This window comes from Pseudomonas sp. MS15a(2019), assembly GCF_013277805.1.
Lineage (GTDB): Bacteria > Pseudomonadota > Gammaproteobacteria > Pseudomonadales > Pseudomonadaceae > Chryseomonas > Chryseomonas benzopyrenica.
This window is the reverse complement of record NZ_VBTN01000011.1, coordinates 157,375-180,018: the sequence shown is the minus strand read 5'-3', so window position 1 is coordinate 180,018 and position 22,644 is coordinate 157,375. Positions and strand designations below refer to the sequence as shown.

19 protein-coding genes are annotated in these 22,644 nt (G+C 66.2%); 6 read left to right on the top strand and 13 right to left on the bottom strand.

The window, feature by feature from the left end:
* Positions 1 to 53: 53 nt before the first annotated feature.
* Positions 54 to 2,666, top strand: a complete 2,613-nt coding sequence (locus FEZ61_RS17995; protein ID WP_017641704.1) for a cellulase family glycosylhydrolase — start codon at positions 54 to 56, stop codon at positions 2,664 to 2,666.
* 290 nt (positions 2,667 to 2,956) lie between these two features.
* On the opposite strand, the gene rep is transcribed toward FEZ61_RS17995, so the two are convergent.
* Both rep and FEZ61_RS17985 read right to left on the bottom strand, forming a co-directional pair.
* A complete protein-coding gene (gene rep, locus FEZ61_RS17990) occupies positions 2,957 to 4,966 on the bottom strand; it encodes a DNA helicase Rep (RefSeq protein ID WP_064306874.1) in 2,010 nt (669 codons plus the stop codon).
* 61 nt (positions 4,967 to 5,027) lie between these two features.
* The gene (locus FEZ61_RS17985) at positions 5,028 to 5,720 is read right to left on the bottom strand and encodes a hypothetical protein (protein WP_173149797.1); all 693 of its coding nucleotides are present in this window, start codon (positions 5,718 to 5,720) and stop codon (positions 5,028 to 5,030) included.
* A gap of 173 nt (positions 5,721 to 5,893) precedes the next feature.
* Here FEZ61_RS17985 and FEZ61_RS17980 point away from each other — a divergent pair, with 173 nt between their 5' ends.
* Entirely contained in the window at positions 5,894 to 6,478 is a 585-nt protein-coding gene (locus FEZ61_RS17980; RefSeq protein WP_064306872.1) for a flavin reductase family protein, read from the top strand.
* A gap of 38 nt (positions 6,479 to 6,516) precedes the next feature.
* Here FEZ61_RS17980 and FEZ61_RS17975 read toward each other — a convergent pair whose 3' ends face one another.
* The 5 genes from FEZ61_RS17975 to FEZ61_RS17955 form a co-directional block, all read right to left on the bottom strand.
* The gene (locus tag FEZ61_RS17975; protein ID WP_173149795.1) at positions 6,517 to 8,442 is read right to left on the bottom strand and encodes a methyl-accepting chemotaxis protein; all 1,926 of its coding nucleotides are present in this window, start codon (positions 8,440 to 8,442) and stop codon (positions 6,517 to 6,519) included.
* Positions 8,443 to 8,579: 137 nt separating this feature from the next.
* On the bottom strand, positions 8,580 to 8,909 hold the full coding sequence (locus FEZ61_RS17970) for an Arc family DNA-binding protein (RefSeq protein WP_173149793.1): 330 nt from the start codon (positions 8,907 to 8,909) through the stop codon (positions 8,580 to 8,582).
* 29 nt (positions 8,910 to 8,938) lie between these two features.
* Positions 8,939 to 9,580, bottom strand: coding sequence for a LysE family transporter (locus FEZ61_RS17965; protein WP_027597438.1), 642 nt, complete (start codon positions 9,578 to 9,580; stop codon positions 8,939 to 8,941).
* Between the two features lies 1 nt (position 9,581).
* A complete protein-coding gene (locus FEZ61_RS17960; protein ID WP_007159850.1) occupies positions 9,582 to 10,352 on the bottom strand; it encodes a 2OG-Fe(II) oxygenase in 771 nt (256 codons plus the stop codon).
* A 35-nt stretch (positions 10,353 to 10,387) separates the two neighbouring features.
* Complete coding sequence (locus FEZ61_RS17955) at positions 10,388 to 11,026, bottom strand: hypothetical protein (RefSeq protein WP_064306870.1); 639 nt, start codon at positions 11,024 to 11,026, stop codon at positions 10,388 to 10,390.
* Positions 11,027 to 11,121: 95 nt separating this feature from the next.
* Here FEZ61_RS17955 and FEZ61_RS17950 point away from each other — a divergent pair, with 95 nt between their 5' ends.
* The 3 genes from FEZ61_RS17950 (at position 11,122) to FEZ61_RS17940 (ending at position 14,273) form a co-directional block, all read left to right on the top strand.
* Positions 11,122 to 12,105, top strand: coding sequence for a LysR family transcriptional regulator (locus FEZ61_RS17950; protein ID WP_064306869.1), 984 nt, complete (start codon positions 11,122 to 11,124; stop codon positions 12,103 to 12,105).
* 200 nt (positions 12,106 to 12,305) lie between these two features.
* Entirely contained in the window at positions 12,306 to 13,706 is a 1,401-nt protein-coding gene (locus FEZ61_RS17945) for a sugar porter family MFS transporter (RefSeq protein ID WP_064306868.1), read from the top strand.
* Between the two features lie 78 nt (positions 13,707 to 13,784).
* Complete coding sequence (locus FEZ61_RS17940; RefSeq protein WP_173149791.1) at positions 13,785 to 14,273, top strand: UPF0158 family protein; 489 nt, start codon at positions 13,785 to 13,787, stop codon at positions 14,271 to 14,273.
* Between the two features lie 32 nt (positions 14,274 to 14,305).
* On the opposite strand, the gene FEZ61_RS17935 is transcribed toward FEZ61_RS17940, so the two are convergent.
* The 6 genes from FEZ61_RS17935 to FEZ61_RS17910 all read right to left on the bottom strand — a co-directional run bounded on the left by FEZ61_RS17935 (position 14,306) and on the right by FEZ61_RS17910 (position 21,545).
* The gene (locus tag FEZ61_RS17935) at positions 14,306 to 15,463 is read right to left on the bottom strand and encodes an ATP-binding protein (protein WP_173149789.1); all 1,158 of its coding nucleotides are present in this window, start codon (positions 15,461 to 15,463) and stop codon (positions 14,306 to 14,308) included.
* Positions 15,464 to 15,543: 80 nt separating this feature from the next.
* Entirely contained in the window at positions 15,544 to 16,074 is a 531-nt protein-coding gene (locus tag FEZ61_RS17930) for an ACT domain-containing protein (RefSeq protein WP_017639869.1), read from the bottom strand.
* A 58-nt stretch (positions 16,075 to 16,132) separates the two neighbouring features.
* Entirely contained in the window at positions 16,133 to 17,191 is a 1,059-nt protein-coding gene (locus FEZ61_RS17925; protein WP_017639868.1) for a phosphorylcholine phosphatase, read from the bottom strand.
* 135 nt (positions 17,192 to 17,326) lie between these two features.
* Positions 17,327 to 18,607 (bottom strand): MFS transporter, encoded by a 1,281-nt coding sequence (locus tag FEZ61_RS17920; RefSeq protein ID WP_017639867.1) that lies wholly within the window; start codon positions 18,605 to 18,607, stop codon positions 17,327 to 17,329.
* Positions 18,608 to 18,826: 219 nt separating this feature from the next.
* Positions 18,827 to 20,560, bottom strand: a complete 1,734-nt coding sequence (locus tag FEZ61_RS17915; protein WP_173149787.1) for an OPT family oligopeptide transporter — start codon at positions 20,558 to 20,560, stop codon at positions 18,827 to 18,829.
* Positions 20,561 to 20,630: 70 nt separating this feature from the next.
* Entirely contained in the window at positions 20,631 to 21,545 is a 915-nt protein-coding gene (locus FEZ61_RS17910) for a LysR family transcriptional regulator (protein ID WP_173149785.1), read from the bottom strand.
* Positions 21,546 to 21,657: 112 nt separating this feature from the next.
* Here FEZ61_RS17910 and FEZ61_RS17905 point away from each other — a divergent pair, with 112 nt between their 5' ends.
* Complete coding sequence (locus FEZ61_RS17905; RefSeq protein ID WP_173149783.1) at positions 21,658 to 22,638, top strand: aldo/keto reductase; 981 nt, start codon at positions 21,658 to 21,660, stop codon at positions 22,636 to 22,638.
* Positions 22,639 to 22,644 lie beyond the last annotated feature (6 nt).

Genomic DNA, 22,644 nt, shown 5'->3' with positions numbered 1-22,644 from the left:
AGGTGGGATGCACGGATCGAATCGCGCACCTCGGCCTATCTGGTTCCTTCTTGATGACAATCCTTAGCTCCATCTCCCGCCGCCTGCCGCGTCAGGCGCTGCTCTTGCCTGCCCTGTTCGCCACCGCTTCGCTTGCCACCTCCGCCCAGGCCGTTGACCTGGTCGGTCTCAACTTCTCCGGCGCCACCTTCGCCGCCCAGGTACTGCCCGGTGTCAACGACCGCAATTTCATCTTTCCGGCCGAGAGCCATTTCCAGCAGTGGAGCGCCAAGGGCGTGAAGCTGGTGCGCTTCCCCATTCTCTGGGAGCGCCTGCAACCGTCCATGGGGGTCAATCTCGATCCCACCTACGCCGGCCTGGTCGATCGCACCCTGGGCTACGCCCAGAAGTACGGCGTCAAGGTCATCCTCGATCTGCACAACTACGCCCGCTATCAGGGCAAGGTCATCGGCGCGGGCGAAGTCCCCTACGAGGCCTTCCAGAATCTCATGACCCGTATCGCCCAGCGCTGGGGCACCCATGCGGCGCTCTATGGCTACGACATCATGAACGAGCCCCACGACGCCGTGAGCAACTGGCCGATCGCCGCCCAGTACGGCATCGATGGCGTGCGCGCGGTCGATTCGACCCATCCGATCTTCATCGAGGGCAACGGCTGGGCCGATACCACCCGTTGGCCGCAGTGGAACGACGCCCTGCTCAAGCTCAACGATCCGGCCAACAACCTGATCTTCATGGCCCAGGCCTTCTTCGACGGCAGCCTGAACGTGGCGACCCTCTCGCCCAGCTATGGCGTCGAGCGGCTGAAGCCCTTCGTCGCCTGGCTCAAGGCCAACAACAAGCGCGGCTTCATCGGCGGCTTCGGCGTACCTGACACGGATGCGCGCTGGTTGCCCATTCTCGACGGCATGCTGGCCTATCTGAAGCAGAACTGCATTCCGGCCACCTACTGGGCCGCCGGGCCGGGCTGGGGTACCTACAATCAGGCGGTCGAGCCGATCAATGGCAAGGAGCGTCCGCAGTGGGCGGTGCTGGCCAAGTACCTGGACAAGGACAGCTGCGCCGCCATCGGCCCGCAGGTAGCACCGACCGCCGCCACACCACCCAAGACCGGGACCGCCACCAGCGGTGCGACCGCGGGCACCACCGGCGGTACCGGCGCCACGGGCACCACTGGCACCACCACTGGCACCACCACCGGCGTCGCGCCGACCACGGGTACCGGCACCACGGGGACCGCCACAGGTAGCACCGCCACGGCAGGGGCGACCACCGGCGCCGTCACGGGCACCGCAGGCAATGCCGCCAATGCCACCAAGCTGACCACCGTCGAGCAGCTCTACCTGGCCTACTATGGCCGGGCGGCCGATGCCGGTGGCCTCAACTACTGGGCCTCGCGACTGGCCAGCGACCTGAGCGTCGAGCAACTGGCGGCCACCTTTGCCGCCAATGGCGAGTCGACCACGCTTTACGGATCCCTGAGCGGCGCCGCCCTGGTCAACAAGGTCTATCAGACCCTCTATGGCCGGAGCGCCGACAGCAGTGGCAGCGCCTATTGGAGCAGCCGGCTGGCCAATGGCGTCACCTCCCGGGCCAACCTGCCGCTGGAAGTCCTGCGCGCCGCTGCCGGCGACGACAAGGCCGCCTTCGACAAGAAGGTGAGCGCGGCGCTGGCCCAGGGCACCACCACGACCACGCCGACCCCTGCGGCCAGCGTGCAACCGGTGCAGAACGTGGTCCAGCCAGTCACCGGCGGGGCGGTCGCCTCGGCCCCGCTGAGCGGCTACAAAAACATCCCCCTGGGGGTGGTCGGCCACGACAACAGCGCTGCCTATCCGCCGGCCGAGATGGAAGCCCGGTTGCAGGTCCTGGCGGCGCGCAACCTGCGTACCTATCGCTCCGGCGAGTACCTGGTGATGAACCTGCCCGAGCTGGATCGTCTGGTCGCCCTGGCCCGCAAGTACAACATCACCCTGCGGCCGGTCATCACCCACAAGCTGACCCAGGCGCAGGCCTATGCCCTGGCCAAACGCTACGCCAACGACATCAAGATCTGGGAGGTCGGCAACGAGCAGGACTATTCCAAAGCGGGTGCCCAGGAGCGCATCAATACCCTGGTCGGCATCTACCGCGGGATCAAGCAGGCTTCGGATGAGCTGGGCGCCAACCTCAAGACCACCATCAACGTGATGGCGTGCAACTCGGACGACCGCACCGCCACCGCCCGTTGCCCGGGTGATCGCAACGGTGCCATGTGGTTCCTCGACCAGGCCCGGGCGTCAGGCTTCAACTTCGACTACATCAGCTTCCACTACTACCCGTACTTCGACGACAAGGGCTACTGGATGGACATGTACCTGGGGCAGATGCGCGCCATGGCCACCAAGTACAGGACCAAGGTGTTCTTCAACGAGATGAACTGCGGCAACGTCTACCAGGGCAACACCGATGGCGGCCGTGACGGCGACCGGGCCTGCTACGACAGCGTCAAGCAGATGCTCACGGTGCTCAACACCAGCTACAAGGATGTGGTGGCCGAGATCAACGTCTACGAATTGCTCGATGAGCCGAGTCTCTCGGTGATCCACGAGCGCCACTTCGGGATGATGTACGACCTCAAGCGACCCAAGCCGATCTTCGACATGGTGACCAACTTCGCCAAGTAAGCGCCCGGCGCGACCATAGCACCGCCCCCGTTGCCTGACCGGCAGCGGGGGCGGTGTCGTTTTGGGGGTAGGGATCTAGGCTGGGCGGGCCCTCACCCCGGCCCTCTCCCAGGGGGAGAGGGGGAAGAGCGGCGTGGGGAGGTGCGAGGGTGTCAGGCTGGTGCGGTGCCGGCCCTCATCTCGGGGAGAAGGGATTGATCGGCGTATGGCGAAACCCGGTGGTGACTGCGGACGCCCCCTCTCCCTCCGGGAGGGCTGGAGTGAGGGTGAACCTAGTGAAGGCCTTCCCCTCAACGCTTGAGCATCGCCCGCATCGCCGCCAGGGCATCGTTGCCGCGGGCGGCCTTCTGCTCCTGGGGGGCTTCTTCCAGGCCTTCCCATTGCAGGTCCTCGGGCGGTAGCTCGTCGAGGAAGCGGCTGGGCGTGCAGTCGATCAGCTCGCCGTACTGCTTGCGCCGGGTGGCGTAGGTGAAGGCCAGGGTCTGGCGCGCGCGGGTGATGCCCACGTAGGCCAGGCGGCGCTCCTCCTCGATGGTGTCGGCCTCGATGCTGGAGCGGTGCGGCAGGATCTCTTCCTCCATGCCCATGATGAACACATAGGGGAATTCTAGGCCCTTGGAGGCGTGCAGGGTCATCATCTGCACCCCGTCGGCGCCTTCCTCTTCCTCCTGCTGGCGTTCGAGCATGTCGCGCAGGACCAGCTTGGCGATGGCGTCCTCGATGGTCATCTGGCCTTCTTCGTCCTTTTCCAGGATGTTCTTCAGCGCATCCATGAGGAACCAGACGTTGCCCATGCGGAAGTCGGCGACCTTGTCGGAGCTGGCGTTCTGGCGGATCCAGTTCTCGTAGTCGATGTCCATCACCATGCTGCGCAGGGCGCCGATGGGATCATCGCCGGCGCAGTTCTGGCGGACCCCGTCCATCCAGCGCTTGAAACGCCCCAGGCGCTCGGTGAAGCGGGCATCCAGGTGCTCGCCCAGACCGATCTCGTCGGCGGCGGCGTACATCGACAGGTCGCGGCTGCCGGCATAGTTGCCGAGCTTTTCCAGGGTGGTGGAGCCGATCTCCCGACGCGGTACGTTGATCACCCGCAGGAAGGCGTTGTCGTCGTCCGGATTCACCAGCAGGCGCAGGTAGGACATCACGTCCTTGACCTCCTGGCGGGCGAAGAAGCTGGTGCCGCCGGAGAGCCGGTAGGGGATCTGATGGTGCTGCAGCTTGAGCTCCATCAGCTTGGCCTGGTGGTTGCCGCGATAGAGGATGGCGAAGTCCGCGTAGGGCCGCTGGGTCTTGAGGTGCAGGGTGAGGATTTCCAGGGCGATGCGCTCGGCCTCGCCGTCCTCGTTCTTGCAGCGCAGCACCCGGATCGGGTCGCCGTGGCCCATCTCGCTCCACAGCTGCTTCTCGAACACGTGGGGGTTGTTGGCGATGAGCACGTTGGCGCACCTGAGGATGCGACTGGTGGAGCGGTAGTTCTGCTCCAGCATCACCACCTTGAGCGAAGGGAAGTCGTCCTTGAGCTGCATCAGGTTTTCCGGTCGCGCGCCGCGCCAGGCGTAGATCGACTGGTCGTCGTCGCCCACCACGGTGAACTGGGCGCGCTCCTGCACCAGCATCTTCACCAGCAGGTACTGGCTGGTGTTGGTGTCCTGGTATTCGTCCACCAGCATGTAGCGGATGCGGTTGCGCCAGCGCTCCAGCACCTCGGGATGCTCCTGGAACAGCTTCACCGGCATCAGGATGAGGTCGTCGAAGTCGACCGCGTTATAGGCCTTGAGGGTGCGCTGGTAGTGCAGGTAGACCACCGCAGCGGTCTGTTCCTTGGGCGTGCGCGCCTTTTCCAAGGCCTCTTCCGGCAGGATCAGGTCGTTCTTCCAGTTGCCGATGTAGTTCTTGATCTCGTCCAGGCCGTCGTCGCCCTGGTACTCCTTCTGCATGATGTCGGTGAGCAGCGCCTTGATGTCGCCCTCGTCGAAGATGGAGAAGCCCGGCTTGTAGCCCAGGTGCACGTACTCGCGGCGAATGATGTTCAGCCCGAGGTTGTGAAAGGTCGAGACGGTCAGGCCGCGGCCTTCGCCGGCCTTGAGCAGGCTGGCCACCCGCGCCTTCATCTCGCGCGCCGCCTTGTTGGTGAAGGTCACGGCGCAGATGTACTGGGCGCGGATGCCGCACTGCTGTACGAGGTAGGCGATCTTGCGGGTGATGACGCTGGTCTTGCCGGAGCCGGCGCCGGCCAGCACCAGCAGGGGGCCGCTGATGTAGGCCACGGCTTCGGCCTGGCGGGGGTTGAGCTTGGACATGGCGGACCGAGGGGTGACGACGCTGGGCGGGGGATTCTACCAGCGCCGGTCCGCCTCGGTCTCAAGGCTTGGGCGGTGGCGCGACGAAGGTCAGCTGGCGCGGATAGCCGTACTTCTCCCCGGGCAGCGCCGGGCTGTCGAGAAACACCGCCATGCTGCGGCCGAATTCGTTGACGTAGGTGACGGCATAGTCCTGGCCGTCGGCCAGGCGGACGATGGCGCCGGTCTTGAATTCTTCGCGATTGCGCTCGGTGACCGGGATGGAAATGCCGGCGGCCTTGCGGTAGACGCCCTTTAGCCAATCCTGGTTGGTGAAGTCGTTGATCGGGGTGCTGAAGCGCCCTGGCAGGCGCTGCAGGTGCCGACCGGTGCCGGGGGCGTCATCCACCGCCAGCCGCCGCGGATAACCCACGGTCTCGGCATCCAGCGGCTTGCCCTCAAGGAACACTGCCAGATTGTCGCCGACGCGCTGGACATCGGTGATGGCACGCCACTCGCCGTCGCCCAGCTGCGCCTGACGACCGCTGATGAAGCCCTCGACGTTGGCTGGCGTAGCGGGAATGGTCAGACCAGCCACGCGGCGCAGCACACCGCGATCCCAGTCTTCGTTGCTGAAGTCGTTGATGGAGCTGGAGAGGAGTGGCTGGGTGGCCGGGGCGCTGTGCGGCGGTTTGGCGTTCTCGGCATGGGCCAGCGGCAGGCCGAGATAGCAGGCGCAGAGCAGCAGAAGGGAGCGAGCCAGGCAGGTGGGCATAGCGGTCATCCTTAACGCAGGTTTCTTGTCGATCCCATACCGGGAGTGGGCGATAGACCCCTGATGTCTCCCGGCGTTTGGCGAGCGCGATGCAAAGCGGCAATTTTTTTCCCGCTCGGCGCCGGACGGCAAGGGCTGCGTTACCCTGGGGCTTTTCCCACCGGAGTCCATCCATGAATTCGACCCTTGCCGCCGTCCCCCTGGCCAAGGCCTATCGGCTGCTCAACCATGGCCCCACGGTGCTGGTCAGCGCCGCCCACGACGGCCGGCGCAACGTCATGGCCGCAGCCTGGGCCATGGCGGTGGATTTCGAGCCGGGCAAGGTGGCGGTGGTGCTGGACAAGCAGACCTGGACCCGCGAACTGTTGGAAGCCGAGGGCAGCTTCGTGCTCAGCGTGCCCTGCGCGGCCCAGGTGGATCTGGTGCAGACGGTGGGCAACACCACCGGCCGGGAGCTGGACAAGTTCGCCGCCTACGGCATCGAGACCCTGGCTGGCGAAAGGGTCGGTGCGCCTTTGATCGCCGGCTGCGTGGCCTGGCTGGAATGCCGGGTGCTGCCCGAGGCGCACAACCAGCAGGGCTACGACCTGTTTCTTGGCGAGGTGGTCGCCGCCCGGGCCGATACCCGGGTGTTTCGCGAGGGGCGCTGGGATTTCCGCGGTCAGGACAGCCTGCGCACCCTGCATCACGTCGCCGGTGGTCACTTCCTGGTGATCGGCGACGGTATCCAGGGGCAGCTGCTGACGCCCAGGATCTGAGACCGACGACGCCAGCGCTGGCGTCGTCGGGGCCGGGGTCAGACGCGGAAGCGCGCGACCATCTGCTGCAGATCGCCGCCCAGGCGGGCCAATTCGTTGACCGAAGCCGCGGCATGGGCGTTGGCAGTGGCGGACTCCTCGGCCAGGCCACTGACCTTGACCACGTTGCCGTTGATCTCCTCGGCTACCAGGCTCTGCTCTTCCACCGCGGTGGCGATCTGCTGGTTGAGGCTCTGGATCTCCGCCACCGTCTGGTAGATGACGTCCAGGGCGCGCTCGGCGTCCTGGGCCAGGGTCACGGTGCCCAGGGTGCGGTCACGACTGGCCTGCATGCGCGCACTGGCTTCGGTGGTGCCCTGCTGCAGGGTGGCGATGAGTTCGCCGATTTCCTGGGTGGATTCCTGGGTCCGCTGCGCCAGGGATCTGACCTCGTCGGCCACCACGGCGAAGCCGCGGCCCTGCTCACCCGCGCGGGCGGCTTCGATGGCGGCATTGAGCGCCAGCAGGTTGGTCTGCTCGGCGATCGCCTTGATCACGTCGATGACGCTGCCGATGCGACCGCTGGCGGCGTCCAGACGCTCCATGGCAGCGCCCAGGCCCTGCACCTCTTCGGCGGCCAGGGTGATTTCCTGGGCCGCGCGCTTGACCGTACGGCTGCCTTCGCGCGCCATGCTGTCGGCGTTCTGCGCGGCGCTGGAGGCGTTGGCGGTGTTTTGCGCCACGTTGTGTACCGTGGCCGCCATCTCGTTCATGGCGGTGGCCACCTGGTGCATCTCGTCGCGCTGCTGGGTGACGCCGCGGCTGGTCTGGACGCCAAAGGCCGAGAGTTCGTCGGCCGCGCTGTTGAGCTGCCCCACACCGTTGGCGATGCCCCCGACCAGCTGACGCAGATCGTCGGCCATGGCCTGGGTGGTGCGTTGCAGTTCGCCCAGTTCGTCGCGGCGGCTCACCTCGTTGCGCTGGGTGAGATCGCCGGCAGCGACGCGCTTGAGCATGGCCATGGCGGTCGCCAGCGGCTGGGTGATCTGGCGGGCGATCAGCCAGGCGGCGGCGATGCCGATGAGCAGGGCGACCAGGCTGGTCAGCAACAGCTTGAGCAGGGCCGCCTGGCGCTCGGCGGCGGCGGATTTGAGCTGACCCTCGCCCAGCTGATCCAGCAACTGCACCAGCTTGTTGCCCTGCTCCTGCAGGCTGGCGACGGCGGCCTGGGCCTGGCGATTCTGGGCAACGATGGATTCGAAGAAGGCGCGATAGCGGGTCACGTCCTGGGTGGCGCTGTAGAGGCGGGCGGCGGTGTCGCCGTCGATCTGCTTCTGGGCAGTGGCCAGGGTCTTGAGCAATCCGTCGATGACCTTGAGGGTCGCCTGGGACTTGCTGTCGTCGGGGGTGCCGAGGAAACGGCGGATGGCCAGGCGCACGCTGACCATCTGCGCCTTCATTTCGGCCACGGCCCTGAGATCGGCGGTGTTGTAGCCGCCGCCGGAGGCGAAGACCAGATCGAACAGCTGGTCGAAGGTCTCGGTGACGTTATCGGAGACCTTGGTCAGCTCCTTTTGCGCCTCGGCGCTGGTCTGGTTGGCCTGTTGCAGGGCGGTGAAACGCTCCTGATAGGTTTTCATCTCCTGCTGGATGTTGTGCAGGATGGCGACGTTGGACGGGTTGGTCAGCAGCACCAGACCCTTGGCGACGTCGTCCGCTACCACGGCCAGGTCGGCCTGCTGCTGGGCGGAACTGGCTGCGCTGGGATCGAGCAGGTAGTTCTTCTCGTCGATCCGGACGTTGAGGATATGGGCCTTGAGCTCGCCGCTGTAACGTGTCTTGTTGATGCGCTCGAGCAGGGTATTGGCGGTGAAATAGCCGAACAGGGCCACCACCGTCACCATGACCAGCAGGGCGCCGAAGCCCAGGGCCAGCTTCTTGGAAATGCCGAGATTGCTCAGCCAGGAGGCTTTGGATACAGACATGGGGATTCCGGAAGAGAGTACGAAGATCCCCTTCATCGGCTGTCCCGATCGATACTTGAAAGCCGCACGTCAGGGCCGCCTGGTGGGCGGCCCTGCTGCCGACGGTCGGTTCCCTGCGGGACCCGGACCGGCCGGACTCAGGCGGTTTCGCGCGCGTGCACCGGCACGGGCAACTCCAGCTCCAGGACCGAGATCAGCGCATTCTGCTGACGCTCGTTGAGCTGGCGAAAGCGCTGCAGCAGCAATTGTTCGCTGGCATTGAGCAACTCGTCGTCCGCGTCGACCTGCTGCTGTTCCAGGACCCCGTCCTGCACCAGGCTGCGTTCCAGCCAGGCGACGATCTCGGTGTTCATGCTGTGGCGATGGGAGCGGGCCACGGCGGCGATGCGTTCACGCATTCCATCGGGCAGGCGGACGACGAACTTTTCCGTGGGAATACCAGCGGGAGCGCGGTGGACGTAGGGCATGGAGGACCTCCAATACGAATGGACTGACGTCAAAGCGCCGACAACAGCAGTCGACCGGCGAAGAAAACCAGCACCAGGCCCATGGTTCGTTCGAACCAGTGGCCCAGGCGCAGGAAGGTCTGGCGAACGCGCGGACTGGAAAACAGCAGGCTGACCAGGGCGAACCAGCCGGCGTTGACCGCGCACATCCACAGGCCATAGAGGCCCTGGACGGTCAGCGGCGTACTGCCGCTGACCACGGTGGTGAAGATGGCCAGGAAGAACAGGGTGGCCTTGGGATTGGTGGCATTGGTCAGGAAGCCGGTGAGGAAGGCCTTGCCGGGCGACTGCCGTTGCAGATCGGCCTGCTGCCACTGGCTGTCGTCCAGCGGCGCGGCGGTGGGCTTGCTGCGGATCAGGTTGAAGCCCAGCCAGAGGATGTAGGCGCCACCGACCACCTTGGCGACGCCCAGCAGCCAGGGCGTGGCGTGCATCAGGGCACCGATGCCGAGCAGGGTGTAGAGCACGTGCACCGAGATGCCGGCGCCGATGCCCAGGGCGGTACAGAGGCCGATCAGGCGGCCGAATCTCACGCTCTGGCGCACGGTCACGGCGAAATCCGGACCGGGCGCCAGCACGGCGAGGAAGTGGATGGTCGCCAGGGCGAGGAATTCGCTCAGGTAGGGGGACATGTCAGCTCCAGTACGTGAGGGGTTCGGCCGCCCCGCGATAGCCGACGAAGCACGACAGCGACAGGCGCGGCTGGTCGTTGCCGGGGGTCACGGCGTGCATGCGGCGGGAATTGAAGAGGATCAGATCGCCCGGCTCGGGGCGGATGGTCAGGCAGGGCGGGCCGAGGCGGTCGGGTTCGATGCCGTAGCTGTCGCCGCGCATGGCGTCGAAGGCCTCCGGCGACAGCTCGCGCGACCAGAGCTGCAGTTCGCCGCCGACACTGGGCATGGTCAGGTATACGTTGCAGGCCAGCTGGGCGACCAGACTTTCGGCTTCCTCGCTGCCCGGCGCGTCCTTGGCGAAGATGTCGTGGTGGGCGAGAAAGCGCACCCCCGGCTTCACCACCCGCGACAGGCCGACGTACATCTTGCGGCCCCAGAGGGTCTGCAGGCGGGCCCCGGCCGGCCAGACCTCGTCGAGGGTGCAGCGCACCAGGTCGATGGGATTGAGGTAGGGGCGGCAGCGGCGGCGCAATTCTTCCAGGTTGCTGGTGACGCTGGCGAAATAGTCGTCCATCTGCGCGCGCTGGTGCTCCGCCTCGTAGAAGGCCATGCCGATGCGGCCGATGCTGGGGGCGTTGGTGTAGGTGGCGAAGCCGTTGCCGAGGATCTGCTGGCCGAGGTCGTCGGCCAGCGGACGCGGCACGAAGTGGCGCACCCGCACGGCCAGCAGGCGTTCATCGGTGAGACGGAGCAGACTCTCGGTGTCGAGAGCGTCGAGTTCGAGCAGCATGGCGCCTCCTTTCGACGGGTGAGGTGGGCGGTGGATCAAGCGCCAGCCATGTCGTAGCTCACCAGCAGGCGCCCCTTCTTTTCCTTGACGCCCAGGGCGCTCAAGGCCCCGACGCTGCGCAGGGAGCGCACATGGGTCCCGCCACAGGCATAGCGCGCCACATCCTCGCCAAAGCGCACCTGGCGCTGGCCGTCGGCCTGCACCTCGATCTGCAGCGGCAAGTCTTCTTCCACCAGGGCGTCGAAGTGCGCCTGCAGGGATTCGGCGTCCAGCGCGACGGTTTCCTCGCCCGGGACGAATTCGATGCGGCCTTCACCCGGCCAGTGATGGGCCTTGACCGGCTTCCAGCCATGGGTCTCGCCGATGTGGCCGAGCAGATGCCCGGCGGAATGCAGCCGCGAATGCAGCAGGCGGCGGCCTTCGTCGACCCGCGCCAGCACGCGGCCCGGCGCCAGGGGACGGTTGGTGTGGTGCAGAATGCGCTCGCCGTCCTGGACCACCCGGGTCACCTCGGCCGTGCCGATCCAGCCGGTGTCGCTGGGCTGGCCACCCCCCTGGGGATGGAAGGGTGTGGCCTGCAGTTCAACGACATAACCGTCCCCGTCGGCGGTACAGGCATGGACCTCGACCTCGGCGATCAGGCTGTCGCTCAGGAAATACAGGCGCTCGGTCATTCGTCTTACTACTCTTGGAGAACGAGAAACGTCCTCATTCTAAAGAGTGCGCGCAAGGGTGATAATCCACCCTCTCTCCAAAGGAATTTTGCGCTGTGAGCATAAATCTTCCCCTGCCACTGTTCAGCGAGATGGCCATCTTCGTGCGGGTGGTGGAGAGCGGCAGCTTTTCTGCGGCGGCCCGCCAGCTGGGTCTGACCCCGTCTTCCACCAGTCGCAGCGTGGCGCGCCTGGAGAAGGCCCTGGGCACCCGCTTGCTCAATCGCAGCACCCGCAAGCTGCGGCTGTCGGAGGCGGGGGAGGAGGTCTATCGGCGTTGCAGCGACATGGTTGGCGCCGCCCGGGCGGTACTGGAGGTCAGCGGTCAGTTCAACCAGGCACCGGCCGGCATCGTCCGGCTGTCGGTGCCCAAGGCGGTGGGCAGCACGGTGATCCATCCGCACATGGCCGAGTTCCTGCGCCGCTACCCGGCGGTGGACGTGCAACTGCTGCTGGAAGACCGCCAGGTCGACCTGATCGACGAGAACGTCGACCTGGCCATCCGCATCACCGACCGCCCGCCGCCCGGGCTGGTGGGTCGCCAGCTGCTCACCATCGAGCACCTGCTCTGCGCCACGCCGCAGTACCTGGCCGAGCACGGCCAGCCGGCCCACCCGCGCGACCTGGCTGGGCACAGCTGCATCTACCTGGCGGAAGAGCCGGCCGATTCGCGCTGGAAATTCCGCCAGGGCGCCAAGGTGGTTCACGTCAACGTGCGCGGGCGCTACGCCGCCAACCACACCGGGGTACGGTTGGACGCGGTGCTCAACCACATCGGTATCGGCAGCCTGCCGCTGTTCACCGCCCAGGCGGCCCTGGCCCGCGGCGAGATCGTCCAGGTGCTGCCGGACTGGTCCTTTCTACCGCACTACCAGGGTGGCGCCTGGCTGCTCTATCCGGCGACGCGCCACCTGCCGCCCAAGCTCAAGGTGTTCATCGACTTCCTGGTCGAGCGCCTGGGCGATCAGGCGCTGCGCCCGGGGCAGGGCGCGGCCGCGCTGCCCGAGCAGCGCTTCCAGGAATTGACCATCGGCAGCTAGGGCGCTGCCGATCCGCCTTTCGTGATGCTTTTCACAAGTCCTGTTACAACTGGCATCATTAGGTGAAACGATTCACCTAACGTTTCTCTGCCTGCCACATCGCGCTTTTCCCTGGGCCATGCTCCCGACGGCCCGCCCGCGCGGGTGGATCTGGCCGCTGCCGCGATCCTTGCCCTGGCAAAACAAGAAAGGATTTCCCCATGCTCGCTTCATCACCTACGCTCGCCACTCCCGTGGCGGCCACCCCGCGCAAGGGGCTGGTCGTGCTCATCGCCGTGATCGCCGCCCTGGGCGGCCTGCTGTTCGGCTACGACACCGGCATCATCGGCGTCGCCCTGCTCGGCCTCGGCCGCGAATTCGCCATGGACGACACCGTCAAGCAGCTGGTGACCGGCGCCATCATCTTTGGCGCCCTGTTCGGTTGCCTCGGCACCGGGCCGATCTCCGACCGCCTCGGCCGGCGCAAGACCATCATCGGCGTGGCCCTGGTATTCGCCCTGGGGTCGGTGCTCTCGGCACTGTCGCCCAACGTCACCCTCTTGATCCTGTCGCGCTTCCTGCTCGGCCTGTCGGCCGGCAGCTCCACCCAGATCATCCCGGTGTACATCGCCGAGGTGGCGCCGCCGGAGCACCGCGGCAAGCTGGTGGTGCTGTTCCAGTTCATGGTGGTGTTCGGCATCACCGTGGCCTATTTCACCGGCTTCGCCCTGGACGAGCACTGGCGCTGGATGTTCGGCCTCGGCCTGGTGCCGGCGCTGATCCTGCTGGCGGGCATGGCGGTGCTGCCGGAGAGTCCGCGCTGGCTGCTGGTCAAGGGGCGTGAACAGGATGCCGTGGCGGTGTTGGAACGGGTGCGCGGTGGCAAGGCCGCGGCCGAGGCCGAACTGGCCGAGATCAAGACCGTGAGCAACGCGCCGGAGGGCAGCTGGAGCGATCTGTTCTCGCCCTGGGTGCGACCGGCGCTGCTGGTGGGGGCAGGCATCGCCATGTTCTCGCAGATCACCGGCAACAACGCCCTGATCTATTACGCACCCACCATCCTCACCCAGGCCGGTTTCTCCGACCAGACCGCGGTGCTGGCCACCGGCTGCAGCACCATCCTGGTGGTGATCATGACCGTGGTGGGCAGCTTCCTGGTGGATCGCATCGGTCGTCGTCGCTACCTGCTGACGCTGATCCCCGGCTCCATCATCGCCCTGGCCATCATGGGCTACCTGTTCCAGGGCGCCGGTCCCCAGACCGAGGTCGAGCGCTGGACGGTGGTGGCCTGCCTGGCCGCCTACCTGATGCTCAACTGCGGCGGCTTCGGCGTCTGCATCTGGCTGATCAACGCCGAGGTCTATCCATTGTTCGTGCGCGGCAAGGGCGCCAGCGTCGGCGCCTTCAGCCACTGGGGCTTCGACCTGCTGGTGACCCTCACCACCCTGAGCCTGGTGACCCAGCTGGGCGCCGCCCACACCTTCTGGCTCTATGCCGGCATTTCCCTGGTGGCCCTGCTGTTCATCTGGCGCCTGGTACCGGAGACCAAGGGCAAGAGCCTGGAGCAGATCGAGCACGACCTGCGCGAACGGCGCTTCTTTCCCTATCAGCGGAAGGGCTGAACGCCAGCTCCGGTGCTAGGGTCGCAACAGGAGCGGAGCTCTATCTCCGCTCCTGTTCGCCTGTGCCGGAGTCCTGCCATGCGCCCCCTGACCCTCGACCTCGATCTACTGGCTGCCGCCCTCGACAGCCGGGAGCGAGGTACTCACTTCCTCGATCTCGAAAGCGGCGCCCTGCGCCTGCTCGACCCGGACGACCTCAGTCTGGAAGAGCGCGAGGAGCTGGAAGATCCCGAACGCTACCTGCCGCTGCCGCGGCTGACCCAGGACGACCGCCTGGAGCTGCGCGAAGCCTTTCTGCACCAGTTGCGCCATCCCCACGCCCAGCCACTCTTGCGTGCCGCCCTGGAGAGCCGGCGGCCGATCCGCACCTTCGACTACGAGCTGGAGCTCTTCCCCTCGGTACGCGAGGCCTGGCAGGCCTTCGCTCTGAGTCGGCTCAAGGAGGAGGTGCTGGTGCTGCTGGACGAAGCGGGCCTGGAGGCCCTGCCGGCGGATGGTCGGATGCCGCTGCCGGAAGACATGCCCGAAGGCATCCGGCGGCGGTTGGAGAAGGGGCAGGGGCGATAGGGCTTGCCGCCCCGATGGTCAGCTGAACGCCCTTAGTTTGACGAAGCGTCCGGCAGCATGCCGGCGCTACGCATGAGGTCCGGCAGTCCTTGCTCTTCGATGGCGTAAACGCCGCGCTCAGCTTTCCAGATCAATGCCTTTTCCTGCAAAGCAGCCAGGGCCTGCTGTACGTTCTGCGCGTAGGCGGCCTCTTGGGCCTGGGCCTCGCTCATACCGGCGAGCTGTAGCATTTCTGCGTACTTGCCAAGAGTTGCCAATTCGAAAGGCGCATAGTCCTTGCCCTGGACCGCCATCACCTTCAGTACGGCCGCTTGAATCGGTGTGAGGCTGCGAATCACGGCGAGAGCGCTCTCGGACATCTCTCGCACGTGCTCGTCGACGGCTTCAGCAAAAGCGACATTGCCCACTGCAGCATCATCGATCATTGAGTACTCGAGTAACTCACGGGCCGCTTGCAATGCCTCGGGGCGATAGCCCGCTTCGACGAATTTACTCCAGACTACTTCTGGATCAAGGGTGAAATCGAGCCTGGACTGCGCGCAGAACCAGTCCACATAGCCTCTGTCGAGATGGGGGAAGTTGACCAGGGGCGCATTGAAGAAGGCTTGGTCGCGGCTGTTTCTGAGCATTGCCAGCTTGTCCCGGCTGGAACCGGCGCAGATAAGTCTCAGGCCGTGATGGTGTGAGCCGTTCAATTCGTCGCGAGCCGCCTTGAGGGCGAAGAGCGTGTTGCTGCCAGCCGCGGTGGTCACGGCATGCTGAGCTTCGTCGATAATGAGCGCTATCGGCTTGCCGAGACTGTCGGACAGCGCTGCCAGCGCAGCGGCCAGGGTTACGCCCTTGGCTTTGCCAATGCTGCCGGTATCTATCTCGACCCCACCCACCTTGAGTTTCACCACGCCGCTTTGCTTGGTCAGCTTGGCGATCAGACCAAGATTGCGCTCGATGGCAACCTGAACCGCTTGATTGATCAACTCAGCCGGATCAGTCTGTCGATTCGACCAGAGATCGACGTAGATCACCTCGGCACCTGCGAGCTGGAGTGCGGGCGCCAGATCTTCCCGCATGAAGGTGGTCTTGCCGGTTCGCCGTGGCGCCGCCAAAAACAGACCGGGATGCAGCGGGTCTGCCATGATCTTGGCGGCATAGGTAGTAGCCATGGCGTGTCGGTGATAGAAACGCTCGGGCATCGACAACTCCCAATTCAAGGCGATTAAAGTCGATTATAGATCTTTATAGATCTTTATAGATCGCTGCCCTGAAGCCTACTTTAGTGCTGGTCATGTCCGTGCCGATAGAGCTTGAGCTCCACCATCAGGTCGTCGGTGAGGGTTTCCAGATGGGCCTGCAGGGTTTCGAGGGCCAGGTCCGCCGGCAGTGCCAGCAGGGCGGTGGCATGGAACAGCACCTCGCTGCTCATGGGGGCCGGGCGCGTCTCGGTGGACAGCCGTTCGACGTTGACCCCGACCTGATGCAGCGCCCGGGTGATGTCGCGGACGATGCCGACGCGGTCGTTGCCCAGGAGGTCGAGCTGCACCAGCGGCGCACCCACCGCAGCCGGCTGGCCGGGTTCGCCGACCAGGATGCGCAGACCGGGAATGGCCAGCTGTTGCAGGGCCTCCACCAGGCCATTGCGCAATTCCGGCTCCACTTCCACCGAAAGGATCCCGGCGAACTGGCCGGCCAGATGGGCCATGCGGCTTTCCAGCCAGTTACCGCCCTGGGCGGCCACGCAGTCGGCCAGGGCTTCCACCAGACCGGGGCGATCGGGGGCGATGACGGTCAGGACCAGGTGTTCCATGGTGGGCTCCAGGGCAGTCAGAGAGAGCCCCGAGTCTAGCCCGCCCTGGAGCGCGGGCCTACTGGATGTCTTCGGGTTTGACGATCACCCAGTGCTGGTCGGCGTTGACCGCTACGCTGGCCTTGGCCTGGCCCTCGGCGTTGCTCTTCATCATCGCCTCGATCTGGGTGCGGTACTTGGCCTTGCGGTCGATCCACAGGTGGATGCCGTTCTTGGCGGCGTCCACGCCCTGGAACAGCATGGGACCGTCGCTGACCGGGGTGTCGCCGCCGACCAGGATGGGCTTCTTCCAGGGATCGATGTAGGTGAGGATGGCCGCGTACTTGCCGGCGAACCAGGTGGCCGGGGTCCAGAGGTAGGGGGTGACCTGCAGCCTCAGGTTGGCCTGGGGATCGTACTTGCCTTCGGCGATCTGCTTGCGGGCGGTGGTCAGGGCGCCGGTGGCCGGGTCCTTGAGCAGGGTGGTGACGCCAATGACATTTTCCGGCTTGACGCCATAGCCGTAGCGCGGATCGGCGGCCACCATGCGCACCAGCTCTTCGTGGGCGGCGCTGATCACATAGACCTCGATACCGTTCTCCATCAGCTTGCGATAGAGCTCCTGCTGGCCGGTGAAGGGCTTGGGTGGATTGATCTCCACCGTCTCGACCTTATCGTCCTTGCCGTAGTAGGTGGCGGGGATCGGCTTGCCGTAGGCCATCAGCTCGTCGACATAGCCCTTGAGCTGCTGCAGGGTGAAACCGGAAAACACCTGGGCGACCCAGGGATAGCAGACCAGGTCATCGATCTCGCAGAGCCGGTAGTAGTAGCTGTTGAGGCTTTCCTGGTGGCCGCCGACGTCCTTGAAGGGGATCAGCTTGAGCGAAGGATCAAGGGTCTCGCGGGTCAGCACGCCCTTCATTTCCAGGAAGGGCAGCAGGGCTTCCTCCAGGTCGTAGCGATAGCTGGTGTTGTCCATGTCGAACACCGCGTAGTTGCCCTTATTGGCATTGGCGGCGATCAGGGCATCGAGTTGGCGGGCGGCGTCGGCTGGCCAATGGGTCAGCTCGGTGGCAGCGGCGGTCAGCGACAGCAGACCACCGGCCAGACCGGCGAGAAGGCGAGGAAGGATGGGCATCGGCGGGCTCCGGCACAGCGACCGCCCAGTGCGGTCGCCTGCCGCAACCCTAGCAAAAAGCTGTTACAGATCAGGGTGAGGGACGACCTGTCCGGATGCGAGAGCGGCACAACGTGCCGCTCTGCGACAACCTCCTCAGGCGGTAGCGGCCTTGAAGCGCGGCTGGGCGTTGCCCTTGAACAGGGTCAGGGTCGCGACCAGGCCGAGCACGGCGGCCAGGGTCAGCCACATGCCGGGGGCGGCCTTGTTGCCGGTCTCCTGGATCAGCCAGGTGCAGACCATGGGGGTGAAGCCGCCGAAGGTCGCGGTGGCCAAGCTGTAGGCCAGGGAGAAGCCGGTGGTGCGCACATGGGCCGGCATCACCTCGGTCAGGGCTACCACCATGCCACCGTTGTAGGTGCCATAGAGGAAGGACAACCACAGCTCGACCATCAGCAGGCGCGAGAAGCCCGGGGCGTGGGTCAGCCAGATCATCGCCGGGTAGGCGGTGAGGATGGCCAACACAGTGGCGAAGATCAGCAGCGGACGCCGGCCGACGCGATCGCTCAGGGCGCCCATCACCGGCAGCCAGATGAAGTTGGACACGCCCACGCAGGCGGTCACGATGAGGCTGTCCAGGGCGGTCAGGTTCAGCTCGTGCTTGCCGAAGGTCGGGGTGTAGGCGGTGATCAGGTAGAAGGAGGCGGTGGTCATGGAGACCATGGCCACACCGGCCAGCACCACGCCGAAGTTCTGGCGGATGGAGGTCATGGTCTCGCGGAAGGTCGGGCGATGCTTGCGCGCCTCGAATTCCGGGCTCTCTTCCAGGGAGCGGCGGATCATGAACAGGAAGGGCACGATCAGGCAGCCGATCAGGAAGGGAATGCGCCAGCCCCATTCACCCATCTCGGCGGGCGACAGCCAGTGGTTGAGCAGCGCGCCCAGCACGCCGGCGAAGACCACCGCGACCTGCTGACTGGCGGATTGCCAGGAAACGAAGAAGCCCTTGCGGCCCGGAGTGGCGATTTCCGACAGGTAGACGGACACGCCGCCCAGTTCGACGCCAGCGGAGAAGCCTTGCAGCAGGCGGCCGAGCAGCACCAGCAGCGGGGCGGCGACGCCGAGGGTGGCATAGCCCGGCACCACGGCGATCAGCAGGGTACCCAGGGCCATCAGCGCCAGGGTGACGATCAGGCCGTGACGCCGACCGTGCCGGTCGATGTAGGCGCCGAGGAAGATGGCCCCCAGGGGACGCATCAGGAAGCCGGCGCCAAAGGTGGCCAGCGACAGCATCAGGGAGGCGAGTTCGTTATCGCCGGGAAAGAAGGTCTTGGCGATGGCCGTGGCATAGAAGCCATAGACCATGAAGTCGTACATTTCGAGGAAGTTTCCGCTGACGACGCGGAACACGGATTTGGCTTTCGAGGTGGTGGCCATGACTGCTAGCTCGGATTGGGTTTGTTATGGAGACAGCTCGCGCAAGGCGCCCAGACCTCTCATGGGTGGGTCGCACTATTTGTAACCTTATGTGTTGCAAAAGCGCGCTGGCAAGCTGAATCGGACCGCAACTCCCGAATTTCATGGGTTTGAAAGGTTATTGAAAGCTTCGCGACATTACGTCTGGAAATTATTGTCCAGTTGACAAGATGTCGCAGTTCAAGATGAGAGCATCTGCCAGAAGGCCGCCCCGACACCGGCCAGGCTTTCCCCGGCGATGAGTCCCGCCGCGGCCGCCAGGGCGAAGCGCTCGGCTAGGCGCGGCGCCCGCCAGCGCACCAGGGCGGTGAGCAGGGCGCCGAGGGTCATCATCAGCGACACCGAGGCCGGCAGGATGAAGGCCAGGCCCAGGGCCGCCGAGCTGGGCAGCCAGTGCGCGCGTCTTGCAGGCAGCAGGGCTTCGGCCAGGCCCAGCAGCACGCCGGCCAGGGCACCCAGGACGATGCCCAGGCGCATGGCGTCATCCAGGGCGCCCAGGCCCTGGGTCAGGGTTTCCGCCACCGCCTTCCACTGGGCCACCGCCGGTGCCGGCCAGGCGGCACTGAGCAGGAGTGCCTGGGGGTCGGGAATCAGCAGCCGATAGGTAAGCACCCCGGTCACCGCGCCCAGGGCGATGCCCAGGCACTGAGCCACCACCTGCTTGGCGGGCGTGGCGCCGATGGCCTGGCCGACCTTGAAATCGTTCATCAGGTCGGTGCTCTGGCCAGCCGCGCCACCGGCGGTGTTGGCGCCCATCAGGTTGATGTTGACCTGGCCAGGGGCAGCCAGGCCAAAGGTCAGCTGCGACAGCTGGCCGATGGCGCCGATGGGGGGAATGCCGGTGGCGCCCACCACCCGCGCGGCCATGGCGGCGAGAAACAGCGCCAGGGGCAGGGCGAGCAGGGCCAGCCAGGGATCGATGCCGAACAGCCGCACCTGCAGCACCACCACCAGCAGAGCCGCCACCAGCAACAGCGCCAGTGGCCAGGCACGGGGTCGCTGCCAGCCCTGGCGCTGCCGTTCGCCGCGCGGCAGGGTGATCAGCCGTACCGCCAGGGAAGCCAGGGTGGCGCTGACCATCAGGCTCACTCCCGGCCAGAGCAGCCATTGCACCAGGAAGGCGTATTGCGGGCCGCTGGCGTCCGCCGGTAGCGCGGCGACGCCGCTGGCCAGCAGCCAGGGCGCTACACCGCCCCAGGCCAGCAAGGTGCCGAGCAGCAGCGACAGTCCGACCCTCAGGCCGATGATGCCGCCAAAGCCGAGCAGCAGCAGCGAGGGATCGAAGCTGAAGGTCAGCCGCTCCAGGGCGGGCGAAGGCGCCGCTCGCGGGAGCATCCAGGCGAAGGTGTCCACCAGTTTGACCGCCGCCGACAGCGTCAGGGCGCCCAGGAGCACCCGCAGCCGGGCCAGGGCCTCGGCGCCGCTGGCATAGACCTGGCGCAGCGCCTCCAGGGTGGCCAGGCCCTCAGGGAATCTCAGACTGGCATCGGCCAGCAGCAGGGGGCGCAGATACCAGGCCACCCAGATGCCGAGAAAGCTCACCGCGAACACCCAGCCCATCAGCGGCAGGGTCGGCAGTTCCTGGCCGGTCAGCAGCGTATAGGCGGGGATGGGCGCCACCAGCCCGCCGGAGACGATGCTGGCGGCCGCCGAGGCCACGGTCTGATTGATGTTGCTCTCGTGCAGCGTCCAGCCCGGTTGCTGCAGGCGGCGACCCAGGCGGTGCCAGAGGCCGTAGCTCACCAGCAGGGCGATGATCGACATGTTGAACGACCAACCGATCTTGAGCCCGGCATAGACGTTGGCCGGGGTCAGCAGGATGCCCAGCAGCGCGCCGGTGAGCAGCGCCCGCGGACTGAGTTCGCGTTCCACGGGCAGCGGCAGGTCGGATGCGGCGGCGTTGGCAGCGGGCAAGGGGGCCTCCTCGGTCAGGCGATCACGGCGTGGTCAGGGGACCTCTCTCCGCGCCGGTTGGTTCGCCCGTTCAGGGATGCCGCTCGATCCAGGTCTGCCGCACCGCCTCGATCAACTGGCGCAGCCCTGGTGGGGGCTGGCGCCGACTCGGGTAGTAGATGCACAGGGGCGCACCGGGCGAGGCCCAGTCCGGTAGTACCTGCTCCAGGCGGCCGTCGCGCAGCTCCGTGGCCACCCGCCATTCCAGACAGTAGGCCAGGGCCAGGCCATCGAGGGCGGCCTGGATCGAGGTCTCGGTCTCGTTGACCGTGAGCGGGCCTGGCACGTCCAGCGTGCGGGTCGTGGCGCCGCTGCCCAGTTCCCAGCGATAGAGGGCGCCATTGCCCAGCCGCAGCCGCACGCAGCGGTGCTCGACGAGATCGTCCGGCCGCTGCGGCCGACCGTGGCGGGCCAGGTAGTCAGGGGCGCCCACCACGATCCAGCGCAACTCGTCGGTGAGCGGCAGGGCGACCATGTCCTGGGGCACGGTGTCGCCATAGCGGATGCCGGCATCGAGGCCGTCGGCGACGATGTCCACCGGACGATCCTCGACGCTGATGTCCAGCTGCAGTTGCGGATAGGCCGCTAGTAGCCGAGGCAGGGTCGGGGTCACCAGCAGGCGCGCCGCATCCCGCGGCACGCTCAGGCGCAGGCGGCCGACCGGGGCGTCGCGGTGCTGGTCCAGCTCGCCCAGGGCCTCGCCGATGAGGGTGAAACCCTGTTCGAGCTTTTCCGCCAAGGCCGCGCCGGCCAGGGTCGGCACCACCGAGCGGCTGGTGCGATTGAGCAGCTTGACCCCCAGGCGGGTCTCTAGTTGGCGCAGGGCATGGCTCAGCGCCGACGTGGTGACGCCCAGTTCGATGGCGGCCTGGCGAAAGCTGCGCCGGCGCACCAGGGCGACGAAGACGTTGAGATCGGCCAGTTCGCCGCGATTCAGCGTTGGCATGCACAACCCTCACGCGATAAGGATCAAGAGTTCGTTGAGCCCCATTCAACGCCTTTTGAATTAGCCTCACAAGGCTAACCCTTCCGACTGGCGTCTTCGCCTGGAGCTCCCTATGACTGAAACCCTGCGCATCCCCGGTATCGATACCCCTGTTTCCCGTATCGGCCTCGGCACCTGGGCCATTGGCGGCTGGATGTGGGGCGGTACCGACGAGGCCCGCTCCATCGAGACCATCCGTGGCGCCGTCCAAGGCGGCATCAACCTGATCGACACCGCCCCGGTGTACGGCTTCGGTCGTTCCGAGGAGATCGTCGGCAAGGCCCTGGAAGGTATCCGCGACCAGGCGGTGATCGCCACCAAGGTGGCCTTGGAATGGCCGAACGAAGAGGTGCGTCGCAACGCCAGCGCCGCGCGCATCCGCCAGGAGGTGGAGGATTCCCTGCGGCGCCTGCGCACCGATCGTATCGACCTCTATCAGGTGCACTGGCCCGATCCCCAGGTACCCCACGAAGAAACCGCGCGTGAACTTGAGCGCCTGCGCCAGGAGGGCAAGATCCTCGCCATTGGCGTGAGCAACTATTCGCCCGAGCAGCTGGAAGCCTTCCGCCAGTTCGCCAACCTGTCCACCGTGCAGCCGCCCTACAATCTCTTCGAGCGCGCCATCGAGACCGATGTACTGCCCTATGCTCAGCGTCACGGTCTGGTGGTGCTGGCCTATGGCGCCCTGTGTCGCGGGCTGCTGTCCGGACGCATGAACGCCGAGACCCGCTTCGACGGCGACGACCTGCGTCAGGGCGATCCTAAGTTCCAGGCCCCGCGCTTCGCCCAGTACCTGACCGCGGTGGAGGCCCTGACCGCCTTCGCCCGCGAGCGTCATGGCAAGTCGGTGCTGGCCCTGGCGGTGCGCTGGATCCTCGATCAGGGGCCGACCATCGCCCTCTGGGGTGCGCGCAAGCCCGAGCAGCTGCAGGGGTTGGACGAGGCCTTTGGCTGGCAGCTGTCCGCCGAGGACCTGGCGGCCATCGACGCCCTCCTCGCCGAACACGTCAAGGATCCGGTGGGCCCGGAATTCATGGCGCCGCCCTTACGTTGATCTGCT